The organism is Streptomyces sp. NPDC004752 (genome assembly GCF_053601275.1).
On the sequence record NZ_JBSGBN010000068.1, the window covers coordinates 1 to 22835 of the forward strand.

Annotated in this window: 20 protein-coding genes and 2 pseudogenes; 10 read left to right on the plus strand and 12 right to left on the minus strand. The window is 70.8% G+C overall.

Annotated elements, in window-relative coordinates:
- Nucleotides 1-318: IS5 family transposase (locus ACWEKM_RS26130; RefSeq protein WP_451623665.1), on the minus strand; the 318-nt coding region annotated here is incomplete at its 3' end.
- 71 nt (nucleotides 319-389) lie between these two features.
- Between ACWEKM_RS26130 and ACWEKM_RS26135 the strand changes: the two genes are divergently transcribed.
- The 5 genes and pseudogenes from ACWEKM_RS26135 to ACWEKM_RS26155 all read left to right on the plus strand — a co-directional run bounded on the left by ACWEKM_RS26135 (nucleotide 390) and on the right by ACWEKM_RS26155 (nucleotide 4483).
- Complete coding sequence (locus tag ACWEKM_RS26135; RefSeq protein ID WP_451623666.1) at nucleotides 390-1082, plus strand: ABC transporter substrate-binding protein; 693 nt, start codon at nucleotides 390-392, stop codon at nucleotides 1080-1082.
- The gene (locus ACWEKM_RS26140; RefSeq protein WP_451623667.1) at nucleotides 1079-2008 is read left to right on the plus strand and encodes an amino acid ABC transporter permease; all 930 of its coding nucleotides are present in this window, start codon (nucleotides 1079-1081) and stop codon (nucleotides 2006-2008) included. Before ACWEKM_RS26135 ends, ACWEKM_RS26140 begins: the two co-directional genes overlap by 4 nt.
- A 2-nt stretch (nucleotides 2009-2010) precedes the next feature.
- Nucleotides 2011-2762 (plus strand): annotated as a pseudogene (locus ACWEKM_RS26145) (amino acid ABC transporter ATP-binding protein).
- Between the two features lie 15 nt (nucleotides 2763-2777).
- On the plus strand, nucleotides 2778-2900 hold the full coding sequence (locus tag ACWEKM_RS26150; RefSeq protein ID WP_451623668.1) for a hypothetical protein: 123 nt from the start codon (nucleotides 2778-2780) through the stop codon (nucleotides 2898-2900).
- On the plus strand, nucleotides 2900-4483 hold the full coding sequence (locus ACWEKM_RS26155) for an alpha-hydroxy-acid oxidizing protein (RefSeq protein ID WP_451623669.1): 1584 nt from the start codon (nucleotides 2900-2902) through the stop codon (nucleotides 4481-4483). The genes ACWEKM_RS26150 and ACWEKM_RS26155 overlap by 1 nt, the downstream gene beginning before the upstream one ends.
- A gap of 201 nt (nucleotides 4484-4684) precedes the next feature.
- On the opposite strand, the gene ACWEKM_RS26160 is transcribed toward ACWEKM_RS26155, so the two are convergent.
- Genes ACWEKM_RS26160 through ACWEKM_RS26170 form a run of 3 tightly spaced genes read right to left on the minus strand, consistent with a single transcriptional unit; the run spans nucleotide 4685 to nucleotide 9788 of the window.
- On the minus strand, nucleotides 4685-6868 hold the full coding sequence (locus tag ACWEKM_RS26160; RefSeq protein WP_451623670.1) for a bifunctional serine/threonine-protein kinase/ABC transporter substrate-binding protein: 2184 nt from the start codon (nucleotides 6866-6868) through the stop codon (nucleotides 4685-4687).
- A complete protein-coding gene (locus tag ACWEKM_RS26165; RefSeq protein ID WP_451623671.1) occupies nucleotides 6868-9015 on the minus strand; it encodes a bifunctional serine/threonine-protein kinase/ABC transporter substrate-binding protein in 2148 nt (715 codons plus the stop codon). Before ACWEKM_RS26165 ends, ACWEKM_RS26160 begins: the two co-directional genes overlap by 1 nt.
- Nucleotides 9015-9788, minus strand: a complete 774-nt coding sequence (locus tag ACWEKM_RS26170; protein WP_451623708.1) for a hypothetical protein — start codon at nucleotides 9786-9788, stop codon at nucleotides 9015-9017. The genes ACWEKM_RS26165 and ACWEKM_RS26170 overlap by 1 nt, the downstream gene beginning before the upstream one ends.
- Before the next feature lie 616 nt (nucleotides 9789-10404).
- Between ACWEKM_RS26170 and ACWEKM_RS26175 the strand changes: the two genes are divergently transcribed.
- Together ACWEKM_RS26175 and ACWEKM_RS26180 are read left to right on the plus strand one after the other, a co-directional pair.
- The gene (locus tag ACWEKM_RS26175) at nucleotides 10405-10953 is read left to right on the plus strand and encodes a hypothetical protein (protein WP_451623672.1); all 549 of its coding nucleotides are present in this window, start codon (nucleotides 10405-10407) and stop codon (nucleotides 10951-10953) included.
- A gap of 315 nt (nucleotides 10954-11268) precedes the next feature.
- Nucleotides 11269-11689, plus strand: a pseudogene (locus ACWEKM_RS26180) (pyridoxamine 5'-phosphate oxidase family protein).
- A gap of 138 nt (nucleotides 11690-11827) precedes the next feature.
- Here the strand turns inward: ACWEKM_RS26180 and ACWEKM_RS26185 are convergent.
- From ACWEKM_RS26185 to ACWEKM_RS26200, 4 genes are all read right to left on the minus strand, one after another.
- Nucleotides 11828-12391, minus strand: a complete 564-nt coding sequence (locus tag ACWEKM_RS26185; protein WP_451623673.1) for a hypothetical protein — start codon at nucleotides 12389-12391, stop codon at nucleotides 11828-11830.
- Between the two features lie 3 nt (nucleotides 12392-12394).
- A complete protein-coding gene (gene ctaD, locus ACWEKM_RS26190) occupies nucleotides 12395-14134 on the minus strand; it encodes an aa3-type cytochrome oxidase subunit I (protein ID WP_451623674.1) in 1740 nt (579 codons plus the stop codon).
- A 171-nt stretch (nucleotides 14135-14305) separates the two neighbouring features.
- The gene (locus ACWEKM_RS26195; protein ID WP_451623675.1) at nucleotides 14306-15295 is read right to left on the minus strand and encodes an Acg family FMN-binding oxidoreductase; all 990 of its coding nucleotides are present in this window, start codon (nucleotides 15293-15295) and stop codon (nucleotides 14306-14308) included.
- A 176-nt stretch (nucleotides 15296-15471) separates the two neighbouring features.
- On the minus strand, nucleotides 15472-15975 hold the full coding sequence (locus ACWEKM_RS26200; protein ID WP_451623676.1) for a hypothetical protein: 504 nt from the start codon (nucleotides 15973-15975) through the stop codon (nucleotides 15472-15474).
- A 353-nt stretch (nucleotides 15976-16328) separates the two neighbouring features.
- Between ACWEKM_RS26200 and ACWEKM_RS26205 the strand changes: the two genes are divergently transcribed.
- Both ACWEKM_RS26205 and ACWEKM_RS26210 read left to right on the plus strand, forming a co-directional pair.
- A complete protein-coding gene (locus tag ACWEKM_RS26205; RefSeq protein ID WP_451623677.1) occupies nucleotides 16329-16769 on the plus strand; it encodes a respiratory nitrate reductase subunit gamma in 441 nt (146 codons plus the stop codon).
- Nucleotides 16766-17401, plus strand: a complete 636-nt coding sequence (locus ACWEKM_RS26210; protein WP_451623678.1) for a vitamin K epoxide reductase family protein — start codon at nucleotides 16766-16768, stop codon at nucleotides 17399-17401. Before ACWEKM_RS26205 ends, ACWEKM_RS26210 begins: the two co-directional genes overlap by 4 nt.
- Before the next feature lie 66 nt (nucleotides 17402-17467).
- On the opposite strand, the gene ACWEKM_RS26215 is transcribed toward ACWEKM_RS26210, so the two are convergent.
- Entirely contained in the window at nucleotides 17468-18124 is a 657-nt protein-coding gene (locus ACWEKM_RS26215; protein WP_451623679.1) for a hypothetical protein, read from the minus strand.
- A gap of 277 nt (nucleotides 18125-18401) precedes the next feature.
- Here ACWEKM_RS26215 and ACWEKM_RS26220 point away from each other — a divergent pair, with 277 nt between their 5' ends.
- Nucleotides 18402-18866 (plus strand): cyclic nucleotide-binding domain-containing protein, encoded by a 465-nt coding sequence (locus ACWEKM_RS26220; RefSeq protein ID WP_451623680.1) that lies wholly within the window; start codon nucleotides 18402-18404, stop codon nucleotides 18864-18866.
- 132 nt (nucleotides 18867-18998) lie between these two features.
- Here ACWEKM_RS26220 and ACWEKM_RS26225 read toward each other — a convergent pair whose 3' ends face one another.
- The 3 genes from ACWEKM_RS26225 to ACWEKM_RS26235 form a co-directional block, all read right to left on the minus strand.
- Complete coding sequence (locus ACWEKM_RS26225) at nucleotides 18999-20351, minus strand: aldehyde dehydrogenase family protein (RefSeq protein WP_451623681.1); 1353 nt, start codon at nucleotides 20349-20351, stop codon at nucleotides 18999-19001.
- A 34-nt stretch (nucleotides 20352-20385) separates the two neighbouring features.
- Entirely contained in the window at nucleotides 20386-22155 is a 1770-nt protein-coding gene (locus ACWEKM_RS26230) for an asparagine synthetase B family protein (RefSeq protein ID WP_451623682.1), read from the minus strand.
- A 93-nt stretch (nucleotides 22156-22248) separates the two neighbouring features.
- Nucleotides 22249-22785 carry a hypothetical protein gene (locus tag ACWEKM_RS26235; RefSeq protein WP_451623683.1) on the minus strand — a complete coding sequence of 179 codons (537 nt, stop codon included), beginning with the start codon at nucleotides 22783-22785 and terminating at the stop codon, nucleotides 22249-22251.
- Nucleotides 22786-22835: the final 50 nt, after the last annotated feature.

Here is a 22835-nt window from a genome sequence, read left to right on the forward strand (position 1 = left end):
GTGAGCGCGCACGGTCGTGGAATCGACCGACACGTCCCAGTCGATCCCGCCGACAGCGTCCTGTTCCGCCTGGACCCGAGCCAGCAGGCGCTCCCAGGTCCCATCGGCCGACCAGCGCCGATGCCGCTTGTACACCGTCTGCCACGGGCCGAACCGCTCCGGCAGGTCACGCCACTGAACACCCGTCCGCACACGGAAGAGGACACCGTCGATCACTCTGCGGTGATCGCTCCACCGGCCACCACGAGTCCCACCACGAGGCAGGAACGGCTCAAGCCGCTCCCACTCCGCATTCGTCAAAGCCCCACGACCAGTCACACAACACAGCCTGGACCGCAAGCCAGGCGCTGTCAGGAGATCCGAGAAACAGAACCTAGCCGCCCCTGGAAATGCTCGGCTCCGACAACAAGACGATCACCGGCATGGAGCCCGACCTGATGAACGCCATCGGCGAAGTGCTCGGCGTCAAAGTGAAGTTGACCAAGGCCAGCTTCGACAGCATGGTCGCCGGCGTCCAGGCCCACCGCTACAACCTCGCCATTCAGGCGATGCTGGACACGCCGGAGCGTCAGAAGTTCGTCACCTTCGTCGACTGCTTCAAGACCTCCAGCTCGATCCTGGTGACCAAGTCCCGTGCCTCAGCCGTCGGTTCGCTGGCCGATGTGTGCGGCCTGAACGTCGCCGTCGAGCAGGGCACCGCCCAGGTCGACGACGTCAAAGAGCAGTCCGCCAAGTGTTCCAAGGCAGGCAAGACCGCCGCCCACACACTGGTCTTCCCCAACTCGGCGGCCGGTTTCCAAGCCGTGTCCACCGGCCGGGCGGACGCCTTCGTCGGCGGTACGCCCACCATCGCCTACCAGGCACAGCAGTCCAACGGCCAGATGAAGGCGGTCGGGAAGCCCTATCGCTTCCTGCGCTACGGAATCCTGGTCGACAAGAGCGACACCCAACTGGTTCAGGCTGTGCAGAAGGCTCTGCAGCAACTCATCGACAACGGCTCGTACACCAAGATCCTCAAGCAGTGGAGCGTCGAGTCCGGCAACATCGGCCGCGCGACCGTGAACGGCGGTGGCGCGAGATGACGCACACTCCTGTCTCCGCTCTCGCACCCGGCGTCGCCGCCAAGCAGTCCGACCTCGACGCGGTCCCGCTGCGCCATCCCGGACGCTGGGTCGCCTCGGCAGTGTTGCTGTTCCTGGTCGTGTTCCTGGTCCAGGGGTGGACCGCCAACCCGCGCATGCAGTGGTCGACGGACGGCACCTACCTGTTCGACCCCACTGTGCTGAGCGGCCTGGGCACCACGCTGTGGCTCACCGTGATCAGCATGGCCATCGGCGGCATCCTGCTCGCCGTGCTGCGGATGTCCGCCAACCCGGTCCTGTCGTCGCTGAGCGGCATCTACATCTGGGCCTTCCGCGGGACCCCGCTCCTGGTCCAACTGCTGTTCTGGTACTTCCTGTCAGCGATCGTGCCGCAGATCGGCCTGGGCATCCCCCGGGGCCCGACGTTCGTGCAGTTCAGTACCAACCAGCTGATCGGCCAGATGACCGCGGCCCTGCTCGGACTCGGACTGAACGAGGCCGCGTACATGGCCGAGATCGTCCGGGCCGGCATCGCCTCGGTGGACTCCGGCCAGACCGAGGCCGCCGACGCACTCGGCATGACCCGCGCCCAGACGATGCGGCGGATCGTTCTGCCGCAGGCCCTGCGTGTCATCATCCCGCCGACCGGCAACCAGGTCATCTCCATGCTCAAGACCACGTCCCTGGTCTTCGCCATCGCCGTCCCCGAACTGCTCACCTCCATCCAGGGCATCTACTCGCACAACTTCCAGCAGGTGCCGCTCCTCACCGTCGCCTGCGCCTGGTATCTGCTGGTGACATCGGTGCTCTACATCGGTCAGCACTACCTGGAACGCCGGTTCCTCCGCGGTGCCGGCCACACCCGTCCCCCCGGCGCACTGCAGCGGCTGCGCGCGGCCATCGCCCCCGCCGAAGGAGCGCAGTGACCATCGTCAACGCCCAGGGCGTCCACAAGCGTTTTGGATCCACCGAAGTCCTCAAAGGCATCGACCTGACCGTCGAACCCGGCGAGGTGATGTGTCTGATCGGCCCGTCCGGCTCCGGCAAGTCCACCTTCCTGCGCTGCATCAATCACCTGGAACGCGTGGATGCCGGCCGCCTGTACGTACACGGCAGGCTCGTCGGCTACGAGGAGCGTGCCGGGCGGATCCATGAACTGAACCCCCAGCAGATCGCCAGGCAGCGCCAGGACATCGGCATGGTCTTCCAGCGCTTCAACCTCTTCCCGCACATGACGGCGCTCGAAAACATCACGGAAGCGCCGTCCAGGTCAAAGAGGTGACGAAGAAGGACGCCGTCGCACGTGCCGAGGCGCTCCTCGCCCGGGTCGGGCTTGCCGACAAGGCCGACAGCTATCCGTCCCAGCTCTCCGGCGGCCAGCAGCAGCGCGTGGCGATCGCCCGTGCCCTGGCCATGCAACCCGACCTGATGCTCTTTGACGAGCCGACGTCCGCACTCGACCCCGAACTCGTCGGCGAGGTGCTGGACGTGATGCGCCAGCTCGCCGAGGACGGCATGACGATGATCGTCGTCACCCACGAGATGGGCTTCGCCCGCGAGGTCGGTGACTCACTCGTCTTCATGGACGGCGGCGTTGTCGTCGAATCGGGCAAGCCGTCCGCCGTCCTGAACTCCCCTCAGCACGAGCGCACCCAAGCGTTCCTCAACAAGGTCCTCTAGAACCAGGAATCCATCATGCCGCGTGCAATCGTCATCGGCGCCGATGCGGTGAGCTCCATCACCGCACCTGTCGGCGTCGCCGAGCCGGACCGGACCGGCGCCCCACCGCTAGCCACCGCCACGGACCAGGAACGGTGATGCGCGCTTCTCGTATCGTGAATGCCGCCGACTACAAGCGCGTAGCACGCCGACGGCTGCCCCGGATGGCCTTTGACTTCCTCGAAGGGGCGGTGCTCGACGAGCTGACAAATGAACGCAACATCCGCGACGTGCGGGGGGTCGAGTTCAAGCAGCGGGCATTCCCCTCGGTGAGTGCTCTGCAGACCGATGTATCCATGCTGGGCCAACGCTGCGAGGTGCCGTTCTTCATCGCCCCGATGGGCATGCTCGGCCTCATGCACCCGGACGCCGATGTCGACGTCGCCCGCGCGGCCCACCGGGCCGGCGCCGTCTTCATCCACAGTGCCTGGTCGGGTGTGTCCCTGCCCGAAGTAGCCGCTGCCGCTCCGGGGCACGTGTGGTCGCAGGTGAACTTCTGGAAGGAGCGCGCACACACCGAGCGGCACCTCGCCCAAGCGCGCGACCTGGGCATCGACGTGCTCGTCCTGCCCGGTGACTGCGTTCTGGGCGACAAGCGGGAGCACGATCTGCACCATGGCCTCAACCGGCTGCCTCCGGCGCTCTCTCTGCCCGACCTGCTGTCCTGTGCCGTGCGCCCGCGGTGGGTGTCGAACGTTCTGTTCCGCCGCAAGGTCACCTACGGCAATTACCTGGAGAACGGACGACCGCTGCGGATGTCGCGGATGAAGCCCTGGATGGCCCAGAACGAGGACATGAGCATCACGTGGAGCGACGTCATCCGGGTGCGCGCAGAGTGGCCCGGAAAGATCGTGATCAAGGGCATCATGTGCGCCGAGGACGCGTGGATCGCGCTGGACCACGGCGCCGACGCCATCTATGTGTCGAACCACGGCGGGCGCCAGTTCGATCGGCAGCCGTCGACCATCAGCGTTCTCCAAGAGGTCGTACAGGCCGTCGACGGGCGGTGCGAGGTCTACTGCGACGGGGCCGTCACTCGTGGTGCGGACGCGCTCGCCCACCTCAGCGGCGGGGCCACTGCGGCGGGGCTCGGCCGGTCCGCGGTGTACGCGCTGGCGGCGGGCGGTGAGCAGGCGGTGTCGCGGCTGCTGGGAATCTTCGCCGATGAGTTCACGCAGGCGATGAGGTTCTGCGGTGTGACGAGTGCCCGCGAGGTGACCTCCGAGGTGCGACGCGACCTTCGGCCTCATCGAGGCGTCGCGGTGACGGCGATCGAGAGGTTCCCCGCACAGCCCGAGCCGGCAGCCCTGTCCAGCGACTCGATCCGGGCGGCCGAACTGGTCTTCACGACCGTCATTCCGGTCGGCGCGGACGGCGAGTTGGTCGGGGAGACGATCGAAGAGCAGAGCGAGCAGGTCCTGCGCTGTCTGCGGGCGGAACTGCTTCGCGCTGGATCCGACCTCGACCACGTCCTCCACCTCACGATCTACCTCACCGGCCTCGCCCGACACCGGCCCGCCTTCGACGCGGCCTATCGGCGGTACTTCGGGGAGCGCGTGCCAGTGCGTTGCGCCGTCGGTGTCGCAGAGCCGGCCCGGCCGGACATGCTGGTGGAACTGACCGCGATCGGTGCGCGCACTGTCTCGTCCGACCTGGCCGAGGAGGGGCCGCGCGGGGCGTGAGGCGGCTTCGTTGCCGGATGAGGAAGCGGCAGCCGTGCTTGTGCCGTCCCCATGCCGGACCTCGGCCGGCCAGTGGGCGGATACCCGCCGCAGCCTTCCCGGAGTGGGCGAGGACCTCGGTCACAGCGGCACCCGGAACAGCGGCACCTGGATCTGCGGCGGGCAGATCCCGGCGAACGCTTCGTTCAGGACCCTTCGGGCTCACTTGACCTGGTCGTGGCGTCCCAGGAAGCGGAAGGTGTTCCCCTTCACCTGGAACAGGAAGTACAGCCCGGCCGCCTTCGGGTCCAGGGAGTTGGTGCCGTCGGTGGTGAAGCGGAGGGTTTTGGCGAGTCCCTGGTATGTGACGTCGAACAGGCGCTGGGCCACGGCCCCCGCTTCGATGTCGGCCGTCTTGCCCAGTCTCTCCAGGGTGCGCGTGACCAGTCCCACGGCGTCGTACGCCTCCGGGGACCAGCGCCCGGGTGCCGTGCCGAATCTGGCGCGGTAGGCGGTCCTGAAGGTGCGGGACACGCTGCCGGGGTCGGTGAAGGGGGTGCCGAACAGCCAGTTCCGGCCCGCGGTTCCGGCCTGCTGGAGGAAGGCCGGACGCATGATGTGCCAGGTGCCCAGGCACAGTCCTGTGAAGCCCTCGTCGGCGAGTGCGCGGGCGCAGCGCGCGGCGCGCTCGGGCGAGGTGCCGCTGAAGACGACGGCCTGCGCCTTGGCGGCAAGGGCGGCGCGGACGGCGGGTGCGAAGGCGTCGCTGTCGGCCGCCACGGGGTGGACGCTTGTCGTGCCCTCATGGGGCGGTTTCAGCGAGAGCCAGTTGGTGAGATCCGATCCCGTCCGGCCTGCCGCCCGGTCGTCGATGACGGCGGTGCGGTCGGCCGGTCGTACCGAGGTCAGATAGGTGGTCAGCGGCAACGCCAGGAAGGACTCGGGTGCCCGGGTGACGCGCAGGGTGCGCAGCTGCGACGACGTGAGTCTGTCGTCGTCGACGGAGATCAGCACCATGGCCGTGCGGGCGTCCTGGTAGAGCGGGCCGGCGGCGAGCGCGGCGGTCGCCGTCCCGGGGCCGAGGACCGCGCTCACCCCGGCCTCGGTGAGGCGCCGGGCCGCCTGCTCGGCGCGGGCCGCCTCGCCCCGGTCGTCGACGGTGTCGAGGGCGAGGCGGAAGGTGATGTCCGCGCGCGCGTTGTGCTGCTCCACGGCGAGCCGCGCCCCGCGCTCCTGCGCCACGCCGTCCGCCTTGTTCGCACCGCTGAGGTCGGCCTGGAAGCCGAGGGTGTGCACGGGAAGGGCACCGCCCGAGCCGTCCGCGCCCCCTCCCCCGGCCGTCAGATAGGCGGTGACGCCGCCGCCGACGGCGACCACGGAGGCCGCCGCGCTCCCCATCAGCAGCACGCGCCGTCGGGTCGGCGGGCGGGCGTCCCGCGGGTGCGAGGGCGCCGGGTCGTCGGACGGCGGTTGCCGTGTGGGGCGTCGGGGGGTGGGCACGTCCAGCGCTCGTGCGGAGCGTTCGGCGACCACCCGGAGCACCGCGGGCGGCAGCCAGTGCTCCTTCGTGGCCTCGGGCGTGTCCCGCGCAAGTGAGACCCGCGGGTCACGGAGCGCCGCCGCGACCTCGGCGGCCGTCGGCCGCTCGGCCGGTTCCTTGGCCAGGCAGGCCCCGATCAGAGCCTGGAACTCGCCGGGGACGTCCGTCAGTTCCGGCTCCGCGTGCACCGTGCGGAAGAGGACGCCCGCCGCGTATCCGGTGCCGAACGGGCGGCGGCCCGAGGCCGTGTAGGCCAGGACACAGCCCAGCGCGAAGACGTCGCTGGGCGGGCCGACCTCCGCTGCGCGGGCCTGCGCCTGCTCCGGCGCGAGGAAACCGGGCGTGCCGACGACGGCGTCAGGTGCGGTGAGCGCGGTGGCGCCCGCGGCGCGGGCGATACCGAAGTCGATGAGGCGGGGGCCGTCCAGGGCGAGCAGGACGTTGCCCGGTTTGACATCGCGGTGCACAACTCCCACCGCGTGTACGGCGGTGAGTGCGTCGGCCAGCCGGATTCCCAGGGTCCGTACGCCGGCGACGGGCAGCGGGCCGAAGCCGTCGACCGCCTCCACCAGCGACGGTCCGGGGATGAACTCCGTGGCCAGCCAGGGCTCCCGGGCCTCCGTGTCGGCGGCCACGACCGGCACCAGCCAGTGCCCGGTCAGGCCGCGGACCGCCGTCACCTCGCGCCGGAACCGGGTGCGGAAGGACGGGTCCGCCGCATGTTCGGCGCGGATCGTCTTGAGCGCGACGAGTGCCCCGCCTGCCGTGCGGGCGAGGTAGACGATGCCCATGCCGCCGGCGCCGAGCCTGGCCAGCAGCCGGTGCCCGCCGATGTCCTCGGGGTCGTCGGCCGTCAGGGGCTGCATCAGAAGGCGACCTTGCCCGCGTAGGAGTACCGGCCGTCCTTCACCTCGTACCGGAAGGTCTCGTCCCCCTTGAGCCACCAGCGGTTTTGCTTGTCGAACGCGTATGTCCGCACGAGTCCCTTGTACGTGCCCTTCGTCAGCAGGTCGTACAGCCTGTTTCTGGAGGGCCGTCCGCCGGCCTCGGTGAGGCGGGTGATGACCATCCGGGTCACGTCGTACGCCTCGGCCGCCCAGTACGGGGGTGCGGAGCCGTAGCGTTTTCGGTAGGCGGTGGCGAAGGCGCGGACGGGGGCGGCCGACGGGTCGATGTATGGGGCGAAGATCTGCCAGCCGTCGGCGGCGGTGCCCGCGGCGGACAGGAACTCCGGTGCGGCGGCCGGGTGGCCGAGGACGCGCAGGCCGTTGAAGTCCGTCAGCGCGAGGGCGCGTGCGACGGTCGCGGCGCGGGCGGGGGTGCCCGTGTAGACGAAGCCGTCCGGCTGGTGCGCGACCATCTCGGCGACCAGCGGGGCGAGGTGCTCGGCCAGCCGCGGTACGACACGTGGCTTGTCGGCGATCTTGAGGTAGCTGAGGCTCTGGAACATCGTGTGGCCGAGCTCCCAGGCCGGGATGCCGCCGTCGCGGTCGATCAGCACGCTCACCCGCCGGGCGCCCTGGGCCTGGAGGGAGAGGGCGGCCGTGACGGGCAGGCTCGTGTAGCCGGGGACGGCCTGGAGGAAGTGGCGAGGCTCCCGGGTGCCGTACACGGACTGCGCGGAGGAGGCCGTGAGCTGGGGGACAAGCTGTTCGTCGTAGCTGTCGAGGCTCGCCCCGGTGGTCTCGTCGCCGGTCGAGCCGATGACGGCTAGCAGGTCGCGGTCGGCGGCGAGGGTGCAGGCCACCTCGGCGGCCCGGGTCGCGTCGCCCCGGTCGTCGACCGTCTTGAGGGTGAGCGTGAAGGGCTTGCTCTCGTGGGAGTTGAACTGCTCGACGGCCAGCCGTATCCCGCGTTCCTGGGCCTGTCCGAGAGTTTTCTGCGGCCCCGTCAGATCGGCCTGGACGCCGAGGGTCCAGCGGCGGGCACGGGAGGAGGCGGCCGACGCGGTGTCGTCGTCGCGCCGTGCGGCCCACAGGGCGGCACCGCCACCGGCCGCGAGCAGGGCCGCACCGCCGAGCAGCAGGAAACGGCGGCGGCCGGAGGGGCTGCGCGTTTCCGGTGCGTCTGCGGGAACTTCCGTCTGCTGTTCATCCGTTGTCGCTTCGAGAACCGTCGCCTCGATGTCCGGGAGGGCGAGCATCGCGGCGGAGCGGTCCGCGATCAGTCGTACGACCGCGTCGGGCAGCCAGTCGACGGGGTCGTGGGGTGTGTCCTCGGCCAGCGTCTCGTCCACCTCGCGGGCGGTGGGCCGGGCGGCCGGATCCTTGGCGAGGCAGCGTTCCAGGAGCGCGCGTGTGTCGTCGGGGACACCGTCGAGGTCGGGCTCGTCGTGCACCGTGCGGTAGAGGAGGGCGTCCACGGCAGCGTTGCCGAAGGGCGGGCGCCCGGTGGCGGCATAGGAGAGGAGACAGCCGAGGGCGAAGACATCACTGGCGGGCGAGGCGGGCTGCGCCTGGGCCTGCTCCGGGGCGAGGAAGCCGGGTGTGCCCACGACCATGTCGGCCGAGGTGAGCGCCGTCTCTTCGGTGGCACGGGCGATGCCGAAGTCGATCAGGCGCGGGCCGTCGACGGCGAGCAGCACGTTGCCGGGTTTGACGTCACGGTGGACGAGTCCCGCGTCGTGTACGGCGGTCAGGGCGCGGGCCAGCATCCGGCCGAGGACGCGTACGGCGCGCGACGGCAGCGGACCGCAGGCGGCGACGGCCTCGGCGAGCGAGGGGCCGGGCACGAACGCGGTGGCGAGCCAGGGTGCGGCCGCGTCCGGGTCGGCGCCGGTGACCGGCACCGCCCAGGGGCTGTCCACGCGCCGGGCGGCGGCGACCTCACGGCGGAAGCGCGCCCGGAACTCGGCCTGGTCGGCGTACTCGGGCAGGATCACCTTGACGGCGGCCAGCTCCCCCGACTCGGCCCGCCCGAGATAGACGACGCCCATGCCTCCGGCGCCGAGCCGGGCCAGCAGACGGTGGCCGCCGATGCGGGCCGGGTCGGAGGGGGTGAGCTTCTCGGTCATCAGCGGTCGCCCTTCGTGCCGACGCCGGGCTCCGACGTGTTGCGTTCGATCGCGGCTCTGAGGCGGGTGCGCATGCCGACGTGCGGATCCCGCAGCCGGTCGAACAGATCGGACCGGTCCCAGCCCTTGGCGCCCTTGGCGGAGACGGCGAGGGTGAACTGGCCGATGCGGGTCTGCTCCCAGAGGTAGGGGTGGGGGCCGCCGACTTCGGCGCCCGTGTAGCTGCCGAGCTCGGTGAGGGAGTCCTCGGCGTACTCGTTCCCGGACTCACCGAAGGAGTTCGGGACATCGTTCAGGGACGTGATCACCTCGTCGGAGCGCAGTTGCTGCGTGGGGCAGCGCATCATCTCCTCCAGGACCTCGGCGTTCTCCCAGTCGGCCTGCTCGGCGGTGCGGTGTACCGTGACGACGGCGCTCAGCCGCAGCGGACCCTTGGCGCCGCTCGCCGGTATCTCGTAGGAGCGGGTCAGGGTGGCGACGATGTCCTTCGGGAGCGTCTGCTGGTGCCAGACACAGTCGTCGCCGAGGACCGCCCAGCGCCGCGGGTCGCTCTCGTACGGGGTCCGGCGTACGGCGCCGGGGCCGAAGGCGGCGGGGTCCGGGATGACGTCCCGGATCAGGGCGGTGGCCTGGGCCGTCGTCGTCGGCAGTTTGGCAGGATCGCTGTCCACGAGGGTGGTCGGCGACGGGCCGGCGGTCGTCGTGGCACCGGTCTTCGTCGCAGGCGTCGATGCGGACGGCTCGCCTTCACCGGAGGTACAGCCGACGAGCACCAAGCCGCACACCGTGACGGCGCAACCGAGGCGCACCGTTTCCCTGACTACGACCACAAGTCCCCCTGGAATCCCCGGTCCACCATGCGTCCGCCGTGATGCTAAGTGGTAACCGGCGTGACCGGACAACCAGGTGACGATCACGTGGCACAGCCGTTCCCTACCTGTCACACACCCGGCACACACCCGGCGCAGACCTGACACCGCGCCCCCGTCGGGCCGCATGACCTGCGAATTCAGATCGGCTGTGTGGTCAGCTTCGAAGGTGCACGCGGCTGGGCACAACTCACGCTCGGCGTCGTCGCGTTCTGTGCAGGGGCCCTTTCCCTCGGGCAGGTCCTGATCGCCCTGTTCACGTGATGTGAACAGGGCCCGGCACACACAGCGCGAACCGCGATCGTTGTCCGGCGGGCACATCATGATCGGTAGGCTTCGTCTCACCGGCCGGGGCCGTCGAGCCCCGCCGCGCCGGTGCGTATCCAGATCATGGATACATGGGGGAACATCCGACATGTCAGTGTTGAGAAAGTGGTCTGCCCTGGGGTGCGTCGCACTCCTGTGCGTCGTCGCCACCGCTTGCGGAGACGGCGGAGGGGGCGGGGGCAGTGCGGATCCGGTGCAGGAGTCGACGAGCGCCGCGGAGGTCACGCCGTCGGCTGAGTCGCCGAAGCCGCCTGAGCCGCGCGGCCCCGCACTGACGATCGACCGTGGGGACGGCATCGGCGTTTTTGAGATGCGGGTGGTCTCCGCCGTGCTCACCACCAAGAGGTTGGAGAACGCGGCGCTCGACACGGATGAGAACGCCCTGCAGCTTCAGGTGGTGGTCCGGTCGAAGGACCCCGTCCGGAACGTTCTCGCCCCCGCCGAGCAGGTGGTGAGCGTCGTGCCCAGCGCATGCGCAACGTCCGACTGTATGAGCGGCTACTTCGACAACGCCACCCGTTTCTTCTCCGAGAGCGAGGTGGACGAGAACGGGCAGGGGCCGGGCGTGGGGGGAGTGGGCCCCGGTGACCCGCTGGAGGCCGGAACGGACTACTACTCCACGTGGGAGGCCGTGTTGAGCACGGACGAGGACCTCGCCGGAGCGAAGCTGTGCGAACTCGACTTCAAACCCACCAACTGCATTGAGCTGGGCGAGGTGGCCAAGGGAGCCGGCGTGCAGTGACCACGTCGAAGCCGAGTTGCACCAGGTCGGCGTAGTCGGCCCGCGCGTGGGGCAGCCGTGACCGGCCACTGGTCGGTCACGGCTGCCCCGAGCCGACTGCGCGGGCCGCGCGGGCGTCAGTGGGACGCCGAGCACCGCATGCGGACGTATGCGCACCGGATGTGGGCGTATGCGCGCCGGATCAGCGGGTCGTCGTTCCGCGGCGGCCCGCTTGTCATCGGTGCTGGAACGGCCGCGATCGACCACCCTGCGCGGTGTGGGGGTAGGGCCGGTCGGCCCTACCCCCGACACGACGACCGCGGCGACGATGGACCGATGTTCCAGAACGACACCTTTCGCGCACTCGACCGGCGGGAATCCCTGCGCCTGCTCGCCAAGGTGCCGGTCGGTCGCGTGGTCTACACCCGGCAGGCGCTGCCCGCGGTCCTCCCCGTCAACTTCTCCCTGGACACGGACGCCTCCGTCATCCTGAGCAGCTCGCCGGACTCGGACCTCGTACGCGCCATCGACGGCGTCGTGGTCGCCTTCGAGGCGGACGAGTTCGATGCGCCCACCCGGTCCGGCTGGAGCGTGGTCGTCACCGGACGGGCCACCGTGGTGACCGATCCCGTCGAGAACGAGCGTCTGTCGCAGATCGGGCCGTCGTCCTGGATGCCCCTGCATGAACCGGTGTTCGTACGGAGAGTCCGAGATGGTCACCGGACGCGAACTCAGGGCAACGCGCGCCACGCGGTGAGACACGGCCCGCCGCTCTGCACATGCCCGCCGTTCTTCGCGTACCCGCGCCGCTCTGCGCATGCCCGCCGCACGGACGGCGCGCCACCCTGAACCGCCGGCCGTCGGCTTCCCGGTCTCCAGCGCGGTGCCGTGCCGTTCATCGGCGGCGGCCGACCGCGTCGGCGCGGCAGCGGTTCGTACGCCGGGTCAGCCGGAGGTATGCGGCGGCGGTGGCGAGCGACAGCCCGACCACCGCGGCGGGCAGGACGGCGACGGCCCACCGGTCCGTTCCGTGCTCGGGCTGTGCGACCGCTCCGAGGGCCGCCACGGTGGCGACCGGCCCGAAGCCGATCAGCGCGGCGACGACGGTCCGGGCCCGTGCCGTGGCGGGTGGTTGCCCGGTGCGGCCCAACTCCGCCCAGTCCCGGGCGGTTTCACGCGTCTCGCGGCGGCGCTGGACGGCCGCGCCGGCCCGCAGGCCCACCGTGGCGACGGCACCGGCCATTGCCGCCGCGCACGGTATCCACCAGTTCTTCGAGACGAGCAGCAGTACCGCGACGAGCCCGCTCGTGGTCCAGCCGCTGAGGCAGGCAGCCGCGGCGCCGCGCCGGGAGACGGGCCGGTCGGCTCCCGCGCGCAGGTCCGCGAGAGCCGGCAGGTACCAGACGGAGCCCGACACGGTCACCGTCGCGAGTCCCAGGGCGAGCACCGCTTGGGGCATGGTCTACCTCGCCTCCTCGAACGCGGCGATCTCGGGGTGGTGCTGATCGAACGCGGCGATCTCGGGGTGGTGAAGGTCGAATGCCGGGGACTCGCTGCGGATACGAGGGAGTCGGGCGAAGTTGTGGCGCGGCGGCGGGCAGGAGGTCGCCCACTCCAGCGAACGGCCGTAGCCCCAGGGGTCGTCGACCTCGACCGGCTTGCCGTACTTCGCGGTCTTCCAGACGTTGTAGAAGAAGGGCAGGATCGACAGGCCGAGCAGGAACGCCCCTATCGTGGAAAGGGTGTTGAGTGCGGTGAAGCCGTCGGCCGCCAGATAGTCGGCGTACCGGCGGGGCATGCCCTCGGCGCCCAGCCAGTGCTGCACCAGGAACGTGAGGTGGAAGCCCACCGTGAGGGTCCAGAACGTGATCTTCCCGAGGCGCTCGTCGAGCATCTTGCCGGTGAACTTGGGCCACCAGAAATGGAATCCGGCGAACATCGCGTACACGACCGTGCCGAAGACGGTGTAGTGGAAGTGTGCGACGACGAAGTACGAGTCGGAGACGTGGAAGTCCATCGGCGGTGACGCCAGGATCACTCCGGTCAGACCACCGAAGACGAACGTGATCAGGAAGCCCGTGGTCCACAGCATCGGTGTCTCGAAGGACAGTGAGCCCTTCCACATGGTGCCGATCCAGTTGAAGAACTTCACGCCGGTCGGCACGGCGATCAGGAACGTCATGAAGGAGAAGAACGGCAGCAGAACGCCGCCGGTGACGTACATGTGGTGCGCCCACACCGTCACGGACAGGCCGGCGATGGCGATGGTCGCGGCGATCAGGCCCAAATAACCGAACATCGGCTTCCGGCTGAAGACCGGGATGACCTCGGAGACGATGCCGAAGAACGGCAACGCCAGGATGTACACCTCCGGATGGCCGAAGAACCAGAACAGGTGCTGCCACAGCAGCGCACCGCCGTTGGCCGCGTCGAAGACGTGGCTGCCGAACTTGCGGTCGCACTCGAGCGCGAACAGCGCCGCGGCCAGGACCGGGAACACGATCAGGATCAGCAGGGCGGTCAGCAGGACGTTCCACACGAAGATCGGCATCCGGAACATCGTCATGCCCGGCGCGCGCATGCACACGATCGTGGTGATGAAGTTGACCGCGCCAAGGATCGAGCCGAAGCCGGACAGCGCCACGCCCATGATCCACAGGTCGGCACCGAGGCCCGGTGAGTGGACGGCGTCCGACAGCGGGGCGTAGAGGAACCAGCCGAAGTCGGCGGCACCGCCCGGGGTGAGGAAGCCGAAGGCGGCGATCGACGAGCCGAACAGGAAGAACCAGAAGGCCAGCATGTTCAGCCGCGGAAAGGCGACGTCCGGCGCGCCGATCTGCAACGGCATGATCCAGTTGGCGAAGCCGGTGAACAGCGGCATCGCGAACATCAGCAGCATGATCGAGCCATGCATCGTGAATGCCTGGTTGAACTGCTCGTTCGACATGAACTGCAGGCCCGGCCGGGCCAGCTCGGCGCGCATCAGCAGCGCCATCACCCCGCCGACGATGAAGAACACGAACGCGCTGACCAGATACAACGTCCCGATCTTCTTGTGGTCGGTGGTCGTCAGCCAGTCCGTCCAGGACGGCCGTGCGCGCGGCGCCTCCTCTCCGCGGCCGGAAGTCCCCACAGCCGCGGAGATCACCGCCCTGTCCCTCGGCCTCTCGGTCTCCACCTGCGGTTGCTGCGTCTCGTCCACCGGACGGTGTCCTCCCCTTCTGCCATTGAGCGACGAACCGGGAAGTGCCATGGGGGCGGGTATGAACCCGGCCTTCCCAGCCGCCGCCTCATGATCGCCGCAGCGGTACCTGGGGCAGATAGGGCCGAACAGCCCCGGATCGGCCCTCGAATGGGGTCCAACGGGCCCACTTCAGGCCACGGCGAAAGTGGCCTGCCCGGAACCTCGTGGTGTGCCGGTGCCGTCCGGGCCGTACCCGAACCGGATCAGCATGTGCGGATGGCACCGCTTGTGGTGCGGCGGAGCCATCGCGGCCCGCAGCGCGGGCCATTCCATGGCCTGGTGCAACAGTGAGGTGCGCAGACCGTGGGCGGTCGCCGTGAGCAGCACGTACTGCAGCGCCTGACCTGCGCGCAGCCAGTCCTCCCTCCGGTCGTGGGGTGTCCACAGCAGGGCCAGCTGCACATGGCGTTCGAACCACAGGGCGGGCCGGCGGACGACGGGCAGCGGGCCGGTGAAGTCCCGCATCGGTATCCGCCGGCCCGCGTCGGGCGGGCCGAGGGCGGTGAGGGGAATGCCGTAGGGGGTGGTTGCTCCCGGCGCGGTGATCCAGGCGAGGGTTTCGGCTGTACGTGCCGGGTGGGCCTGGTTGCGCGCTTCGGCCGCGGCGGTCAGGCGCAGCAGCCGCCGCGTACCGGCGATATCCGGGATGTGCAGGCGTGCGGCGGCGGCGTGCGCGGCCGCCGCCATCTCCGTCACGATCCGCTCGGGCACCGGGCGTCCGGTGAACGGCAGACGGCTCGTGTGCCGCCGTGCGATGGCCTCGTGGAGACCCGGGTCCGGCGGTTCGTCGTTCGTGCCGAGCGGGCCGGACAGTCGTACGGCGGCCAGCAGGCCGGGTTCGTGCGGGTCCGGCAGCAGCCTCACCTCCGCTCGATGGCCCAGGTGTACGGCGGCGAGCCGGAGGTTGAAGACCGCCGCGCCCACGGACAGATACTGGGCGCGGTGCGTCGGATCGGTCAGCGGCAGTGTGCGCTGCGGCACCGAACGGACCTCCAGCACCTGGCCGTCGGGGTCAAGGCGGAAGCGCCAGGGCTGTGTGTTGTGGATCGACGGCGCCGTGACGGCGGCCGCCAGCAGCGACTCCACGGTGGCAGGGTCCAGCACGGCTCGGGTACGCATGAGGTCGCCTCTTTCTTCGTCCTGTTTCTTCGTCGCGGTCTCTTCGTCGCGGTCTCTTCGTCGCGATCTCTTCGTCGCGATCTCTTCGTCGCGATCTCTTCGTCGCGATCTCTTCGTCGCGATCTCTTCGTCGCGATCTCTTCGTCGCGGAAATGGTCCGCTTCCACGGGGCCGGTTCAGGAGCGGTTCGGGGAGCGGGAGTTGAGGGCGTCCGCGGTGGCCACCAGGGCGACACCCAGGCCGGTCAGTGCGGCTCCCAGGCCGGTGACCAGGGTCGTGAGATGCCATGCCTGGGAGGCGGACATCAGTGCGGCGCGCAGGGACTGGCCCATGAACGCGTTCTGGCGCAGCCTGGCGAGCTTCTCGTCCTCGCCGTCGCCGGCGTGGAGTTCAGCGGTGATCTCGGCATAGGTGCGACCGCCGGTCGCACGGGCGAGGTTGCCCTTGATGAACTCGGCGTAGGCGTGTGCGTCGGAACCGGTTTCCACGCGCCGGCCGGCGTAGGCGGCGAGCTCCACGGGCAGCCCGCGGTCGGGGAAGGTGATCTTCTGAGCGGCCAGTTCGGTACGGATCTCCTTCCTGCCGCTGCGGCCGCGCAGCACCATGACCGGTCCGGCGACGCCCAATGCCATGCCGACCGTCCCGAGCAGGGTGCCGGCTCGACGGTGTGATCCGTCCATGACGTGTTGTCCTTCTTTCCTGATGCGCCTGCGGGCACGGCCACTTGAGCAATGACCGTGCGCCGCTGGACTGTTGGAGGTGGCCTTCGGGCCGGCGGCGACCGAGCCGCGGCCGAAGGATCCCGGGGACCGCGTGCGATGACACGGACGGACATCTACGGTCCGATCACCGCCAAGCATTCCGATCACCGCCCAGCATGCAGCGCCGGTACACCCGGCTCTCCGGCCGACCGGGCCCCGCCACGGGGACCATTGGGCCCTTGTGCGGCCGGTCCGATGGGGCCGGAAAGCCGTCCGGCGGGGACCGCACGCCCCAGGCTCGCCACGGCCCGCGGCTTCTAACGTTCCGGGCCATGCAGAACGAACGGAAAACACGATGTCCAGCGCCACGCACGGGTGAGGACTGGCCGCCGACCGCCCGCGAGCTGCTCACCCGCCGCGGGGTGTTCGCGGACGGACGCGCCGTGTTCACCGCCGAGGACATCGATGTCGTCATCGCGGTACTGACGCAACTCACCGCGCTGCGCTCGTACATGCGCGAACGCGTCCTCGGCGAGACCGGTGACGAGAGGCCGCTCAAGGTCGTCGTCCCGTTGCTGTTCCGGCTGCACGTCCTGACCGCGTGCCTGCTCTTCGCCGCCCGGCCCGCCACCCGCCTCGGCCACGTGTGGAGCCTCCCGATCGGCTGCCTCGTCCGCCCCTACCCGGTCTACCGGCGGCGCGCTGCACCGGCCGCGGCCCGGGCGGCCGCGCACCGGACCCGATCGGTCTTCGGCGTCCGGCACGCCGCATGAGCCACGAACCCGCGCTCGCGGCGGACGTGACGAGCGCCCGGCCCGCGCGGGTAGTGGGCGCGAGCCGTCGAACGGGCTGGGCGATGGTTCTCACCGGGACCGTCGGCTGGCTCGTCTCCCTCCGACTCACCGTGGACGACTGGCGGCTCCTTCGCGATCCCGCGTATCAACCGCCGTGCAACATCAGCCCCGTCGTCAACTGTGGTGGGGTCATGTCCAGTTGGCAGGGCCGCCTGTTCGGTTTCCCCAACATGCTGCTCGGGCTGGGGGCGTTCGCCGTGGTGGCCGCCTTGGGCGTCGCCGTGCTCACGGGTGCGCGCCTGCACCGCGGACTGTGGCGCGCGCTGGGTGCCGGGGCGTTGGCGGGTGTGGTGTTCGTCCACTGGCTGATCGGGCAGTCGCTCTACGCGCTCAACAAGATCTGCCCCTACTGCGCGGTCGTCTGGGTCGTCACCATCGGCCTGTTCTGGTGCGTGACCCTGCACTGCCTGGAACGGGGCGTCGTCCGCGTGCCCCGTGGTGTCCTGGAGGTTCTGCGGGACACGCATTGGATGCTGCTGGCGGCCTGGTACGGCGTGATCGCACTGCTCGTCCTCACCCGTTTCTGGCCGTACTGGAGCAGCCTCACGTAGCCGTACGGCGTCCGGGGCATCTCCGCCCACGAGCGGAGGTGCCCCGGTGGAAAGGACCTGCGGCCGTCACAGCAGCCAGCGGTTACGGCTGACGAAGGGCAGTCGCGCCCAGGCCCTCCCCAGGCCCCAGGTGGCGCCGGCGCCCGCGGCCGCGAGGGCTATCAGGACGACGGCGTAGATCACGTGGTAGTCGGCGAACGGGTTGGTCGACATGCTCGCCGAGCCGTCGGACAGGTGCTTGGCCGGCGGCCACTCCGCGATCCACATCAGCGCCATCATGAGGGTGCCGGCGACCGCGGCGAGCCGCAGGCCGATGCCCGCGATCAGGGCAAGGCCGAGGCCGAGCAGGCCGAGCATGAACAGCCAGTCCACCCAGGCGGCCCCGGCCCAGTCGTGGAAGGTGGACCTCATCGGTCCGGCGGCGACACCGCTGAGGAATCCCTTGGCGGGTGAGCCGCCGTCGATCCAGCCCTTGCCGGACGGGGTCGCGTAACCAAAGCCGAACGTCTTGTCCAGGAACGCCCACAGGAAGACGAACCCCGTCAGGATGCGGAGGCCGGCGAACGCGTATGCGCGGGTCGTCGACGCGGCGGCGCTCGTCAGGTCGGCGGCGGTCGTCACGTCGGCGGTCGTCTCGTCGGTGCCGGCGGGAGCCGTTCTGGCCCGGCGCGGGGACGGGAAGCGGAGTACCCGGTGCGAGTGGGGGTGATCGTGCACTGCCATGGTGCTCGTCCCTTCCGAAGGGTGTGTCACGCAGGATGTGGTCGGCTTTCGTTGCTCCTTCAATGTCCCGCGTCGTCGACGCCCGGCAGAGGGCCCGCAGGGCCCGGACGGCAGGCCGAACGTCCCTCGGTCCGAGGCCGGTCGGCATCCCGGCGGGCTTGCCCATGCGCCGGTGCCGGGCGGCCCGGCCCCGGGGCCGGGTGGCCCCTCGTCCGACACGGTGCAGAGGAGCACGCTGGAGGTCGCAGGTTCGTACGCCCTGAACTGGAGGCACGTCATGAACGCTCCCGCCACGGCCGGCATGCTTCAGGCGTTGCCGGCCGAGCATCGTCATCGGCTGATGCGGCTGGCCCGGGAGGTGTCGTTCCCGCAGGGCACCCGTCTCTTGGAGGAGGGCTACCGCGCCGACCGGTTCTGGGTCATCCGTACCGGCAGCGTCGACCTCGACATGCGCGTGCCCGGCCGCAGCGCCGCCGTCATCGAGACGCTTCGGCACAACGAACTCGTCGGCTGGTCCTGGCTGTTCGCACCGCACTGCTGGCATCTGGGTGCCGAGGCGACCAGCCCGGTGCGCGCTTATGAGTTCGACGCCACCGCGGTCCGCTCGATGTGCAGGGACGATCCCGCACTCGGTGTGAGCGTCGCCCAGTGGGTGGGCGAGGTCCTCGCCCACCGTCTGCGCTCGTCCCGCACCCGGCTGCTGGACCTGTACGCCCCCTACGGCAGCGGCGGCCTGCGGTGACCGGGCCGACGGTCGGCTTCCGCCGGTCCGGCGGTGCCCTTCTCGGTGCCCGCTCGCGCGGGGAGCGGAGCGCCGACCGCCAGAAGCCTTTCTCCGCGATGGCTTCCGGTGTGCACGTCCGGGCCGTCGTCGTCAGCGTCCGGAGGTCAGCCGGGCGGTGATCGTCTTGGGGCGCTGGTACTCGTGCAGGGCCAGCGTGCTCAGGTCGGTGCCGTGGCCCGAGGCGCCCCGGCCGCCGTGCGGGAGTTCGGCGGTCTGCACCAGGTGGCAGTTGAGCCAGGTCTCCCCCGCGTTCAGCCAGCCGGCGAGATCCAGGCCGGTGGCCAGGTCGCCGGTCCACACGCTCGCGGCCAGCGCCTGCGGGACGGAGCCGGCCAGCGCCACGGCCGCGTCCAGGTCGCTTGCCCACTGCACGGTGAGCAGCGGGCCGAAGACCTCCTCCACCACGGCCGGGTCGTCGTCGGGGAGGTCGGCCAGGATCCGGGCGGGCCGCCAGAAGCCGTTCTCCTCGCCGGGCCGCGGCGCGATGTCGGCGGCGATGTGCCGCCCGGCGGCGGATGCCTTGACGATGCCGTCGTAACGGGCCAGCTGGTCCGGGTTGTTGAGCGGGCCGAAGTCACGGCCCGCGAGGCACTCCCGTGCCGCGACGGCCAGTTGCTCCACCGTGTGCTCGTAGTTCTCGCGCAGCGTGATGACCCGGGCGGGGGCGGCGCAGCTCTGCCCGGCGTTGTAGACGCAGGCGCGGGCCAGTTGGGTCCAGGTGTCGTCGGGCGCGTCGGGCAGGACGAGCGCGGGGGCGTTGCCGCCGAGTTCGAGACTGACCCGGCGCCCGGCGGCACGCGCCGCCACCTCGGCCCCGGCCGCCGCGCTGCCGGTGAACGCGACCATGTCCACATCGGCCGCGACCAGCAGCCGGCCGGTCTGCCGGTCGCCGGGAAGAACGCCGAGGACGGCAGGGCCGAGCGCCTCGGCGGCGTGCTCGGCGAGGAGCCGCAGGGTGTCGGGGGTGGTCTCGGCGGGTTTGGCCACCACCGTGTTGCCCGCGGCGAGGGCCGGGGCGCACCGCCAGGCGGCCATCATCAGCGGGTAGTTCCAGGGCACGACGACGCCCACGACCCCGAGGGGTTCCCAGCGCACCCAGCTCTCATGGCCGTCGACCAGCCGTCCGGCGGCCGGTGCCGACTGGGCGCGGACGGCGGAGGCGTAGAACCGGAAGAGGTCCGCGACCTGTGCCACCTCGCCCGTCGTCTCGGTGTCCGGCTTGCCGGTCCCGGCGGCTTCCCGGGCGACATAGGCGTCGGCGTGTTCCTCCACCAGTGCGGCCAGCCGTTCCAGTCGGCGGGACCGTTCCCTGGGGGTGAGGCGGCGCCAGCCGGGCAGGGCCGCGCGGGCGGCCTCGACCGCCGACCGCACCTCGCTCTCGCGCGCCACGGGGGCGGTGCCCCGGTCCCGGCCGGTGCGGGGGTCGATGAGTGTGGTGTTCACGAGTGGCTCGTCTCCTCGGTCCGTTCGCGGAAGTTCACAGGTCGTACGCCCGCAGCCACAGCTCCAGGGTGAGCACCAGCCACAGCTTGCCGCCCTGACGGGGCAGCAGCGTGCCCTCTCCACGCATCCAGGTCCGTACGGTGTCCGGCCGGAACAGCCCCCGTCGTCGTGCGGCCCGGCCGAGCAGCAGGTCGCCGCCCAGTTCGCGCAGCGGCCCGCTCAGCCACTGCTGCACCGGGACCCGCATCCCGCTCTTGGGCCGGTCCACGACGGTGGCGGGCAGCAGGTCCCGAACGGCTTCCTTCAGCACCCACTTCTCGGCCGTGCCCCGGAGTTTGAGCGCGGGCGGGGTGGCGAAGGCGTGGTCCACCACGCGTCGGTCGAAGAGCGGGGCACGGCCCTGGAGCCCCTGGGAGGCGGTCAGCCGTTCCACCTTGGTGAGGATGTGATGGGCGCCCTTGGTCCGCAGATTGCAGTGGAGCAGTTGGTTGAGGAGGTGGGGCATCCGGTCCGGGCCCGTGAGGTAGGGCTCGACGAAGCGTTGCGGGGGCGGCGCCGACTCCAGCGCGGACAGCGCGTCGGCGGTCAGCAGGTCCGGGAGGTCGGTCCAGCACTTGCGGTAGGACCGCAGATAGGCGGTGGCCCGGTCCTCGTACCAGGGCGACCCGGCCGTGCCCGGCGTCCCGGCGTGCATCTCCTGGACCAGCATGGGGAGGTTCTTCGGCCCGCCGAACACCGGGTCTCCGCCCTCCCCGTTGAGGACGGTGCGCAGCCCGTCGTCGGCGACCGCCTCGGCGAGCATCAGGTTCGGCACCGTCAGGGGGTCGCCGACCGGGCTGTCGAGCAGGGCGGCCGTGTCGGCGAGCCGGGCGGCGACCGCCGTGCCGGAGACCGTCAGCACCCGGTGCCGGGTGTGGCAGTGGGCGGCGACCAGGCCCGAGTAGCCGAGTTCGTTGGGGAGTTCGTCGCCGAAGCTGATGGAGTAGGTGTGCACCGGGTGGCTGTGCAGCTTCGCGGCGAGCGCGGTGACGAGCGAGCTGTCGATCCCGCCGGACAGCAGCACGCCGACGGCCTCGGCGTCGGGCAGCCGCCGTGCGGTGGCCTCTTCGAGGAGGGCGCGCAGGGTGAGGACGTGGTCGTCGGATTCCCCGGGCGGCCCGTCGAGCCGCTCCCGGGGTTCCCAGTGGACCGTCTCGGTCACGGTCCCGTCGGCCGCGAGCCGCAGCACCCGGCCGGGAAGCACTTCGCGTACGCCCTCCAGCAGGGTCTCGTCGCCGGGCAGATAGGCGAAGGTGAGGAAGGAGCGTACGGCGGACAGGTTCATGCGGGTGCCCAGCGCGGGCCAGCGGCGCAGGGCGCGCAGGGAGGTGGTGGCCGCCCAGGCGCCTGCGGCACGGGCGTAGAAGAGGGTGCGGGCGCCGACGTGGTCGCGGATCAGCACGAGGTCGTCGCCATCGAGGACGGCGAGCGCGAACATGCCCTCGGCCAGCGCGATTCCCGGTGCGCCGAGCCGGGCCCAGCAGCGCAGCAGCAGCTCGCCGTCGGCAGCGTCGGGCGGGGCGGGGGCGCCGTCGGCCGTGAGGGCGGCGAGGAGTTCGGCCCGGTTGTGCAGGGTGACCTCTCCGACGGCTCGCATCCCGTGCGCGTCGAACGGTCCCCGGGCGTGCCCGGGTTCGTCCCGCACGAGCGCCAGTCCCGGCGCGACGGCCGAGGCTCCCATGGCGGCGAGGTGCAGGTCGGCCGCGCCGGGCCGACCGTCGGCGGGCCCGGGTGCCGACGCGAGACAGACGCAGAAGCGCGCCATCGGAGGGTCCTTTCCTGTTGCCGCGTACCCGGATGCCCGGGTACGCGCGTCGTTTCACCGGCCAGTCGTTTCACCGACCAAAGGGGCCGTAGGTCAGCCGAAGTCGTCGTCGCTCCAGCCGCCGCCGTCGTCGCTCCAGTCCCCGCCGTCCCAGTCGTCGTCGCTACCGCCGTCGCTGCCGCCGCCGTCACCGCCGCCGCCGTCGCCCCCTGCGGAAGACGAGGCCCGCGCCTGCTGGCGCAGTTCCTCCTCCTCGTCCGGGGTGAGGCTGAGCGGCGGAAGCTGGGCGGCGGTGACGGCGAGTCCCGCCACGCCGAGGCCGACGAGGACGGCCCCCATCCGGCCGCCGAACGAGGTCCGGTTGATCATGAGGGTTTCACCGCGCCCCCAGAGGGTCCGGCCGTAGCCGATGTCCCGCCCGTAGGTCACCGTGCCGTCGGCGTGCGTACGCTTGACGATCTTGTCGCCCAGCAGTTCGTCGGTGCCCGTGCCGCCCTGGTCGTCGCGCCAGTGCACCTGGCCGGCCGGGCCGCGCCGACGCCATTCCTGCCGACCGTCCTCGTAGGTGCGGTGGACGCTGCCGTCGGCGAGCAGTTCGTCCGTGTAGCCGATTTCGCGTGGGCGGATCATGCGCTTCGGTCCTTCGGTCTGCGGTGCTCGGGCATACGGTCCTCGGGGCG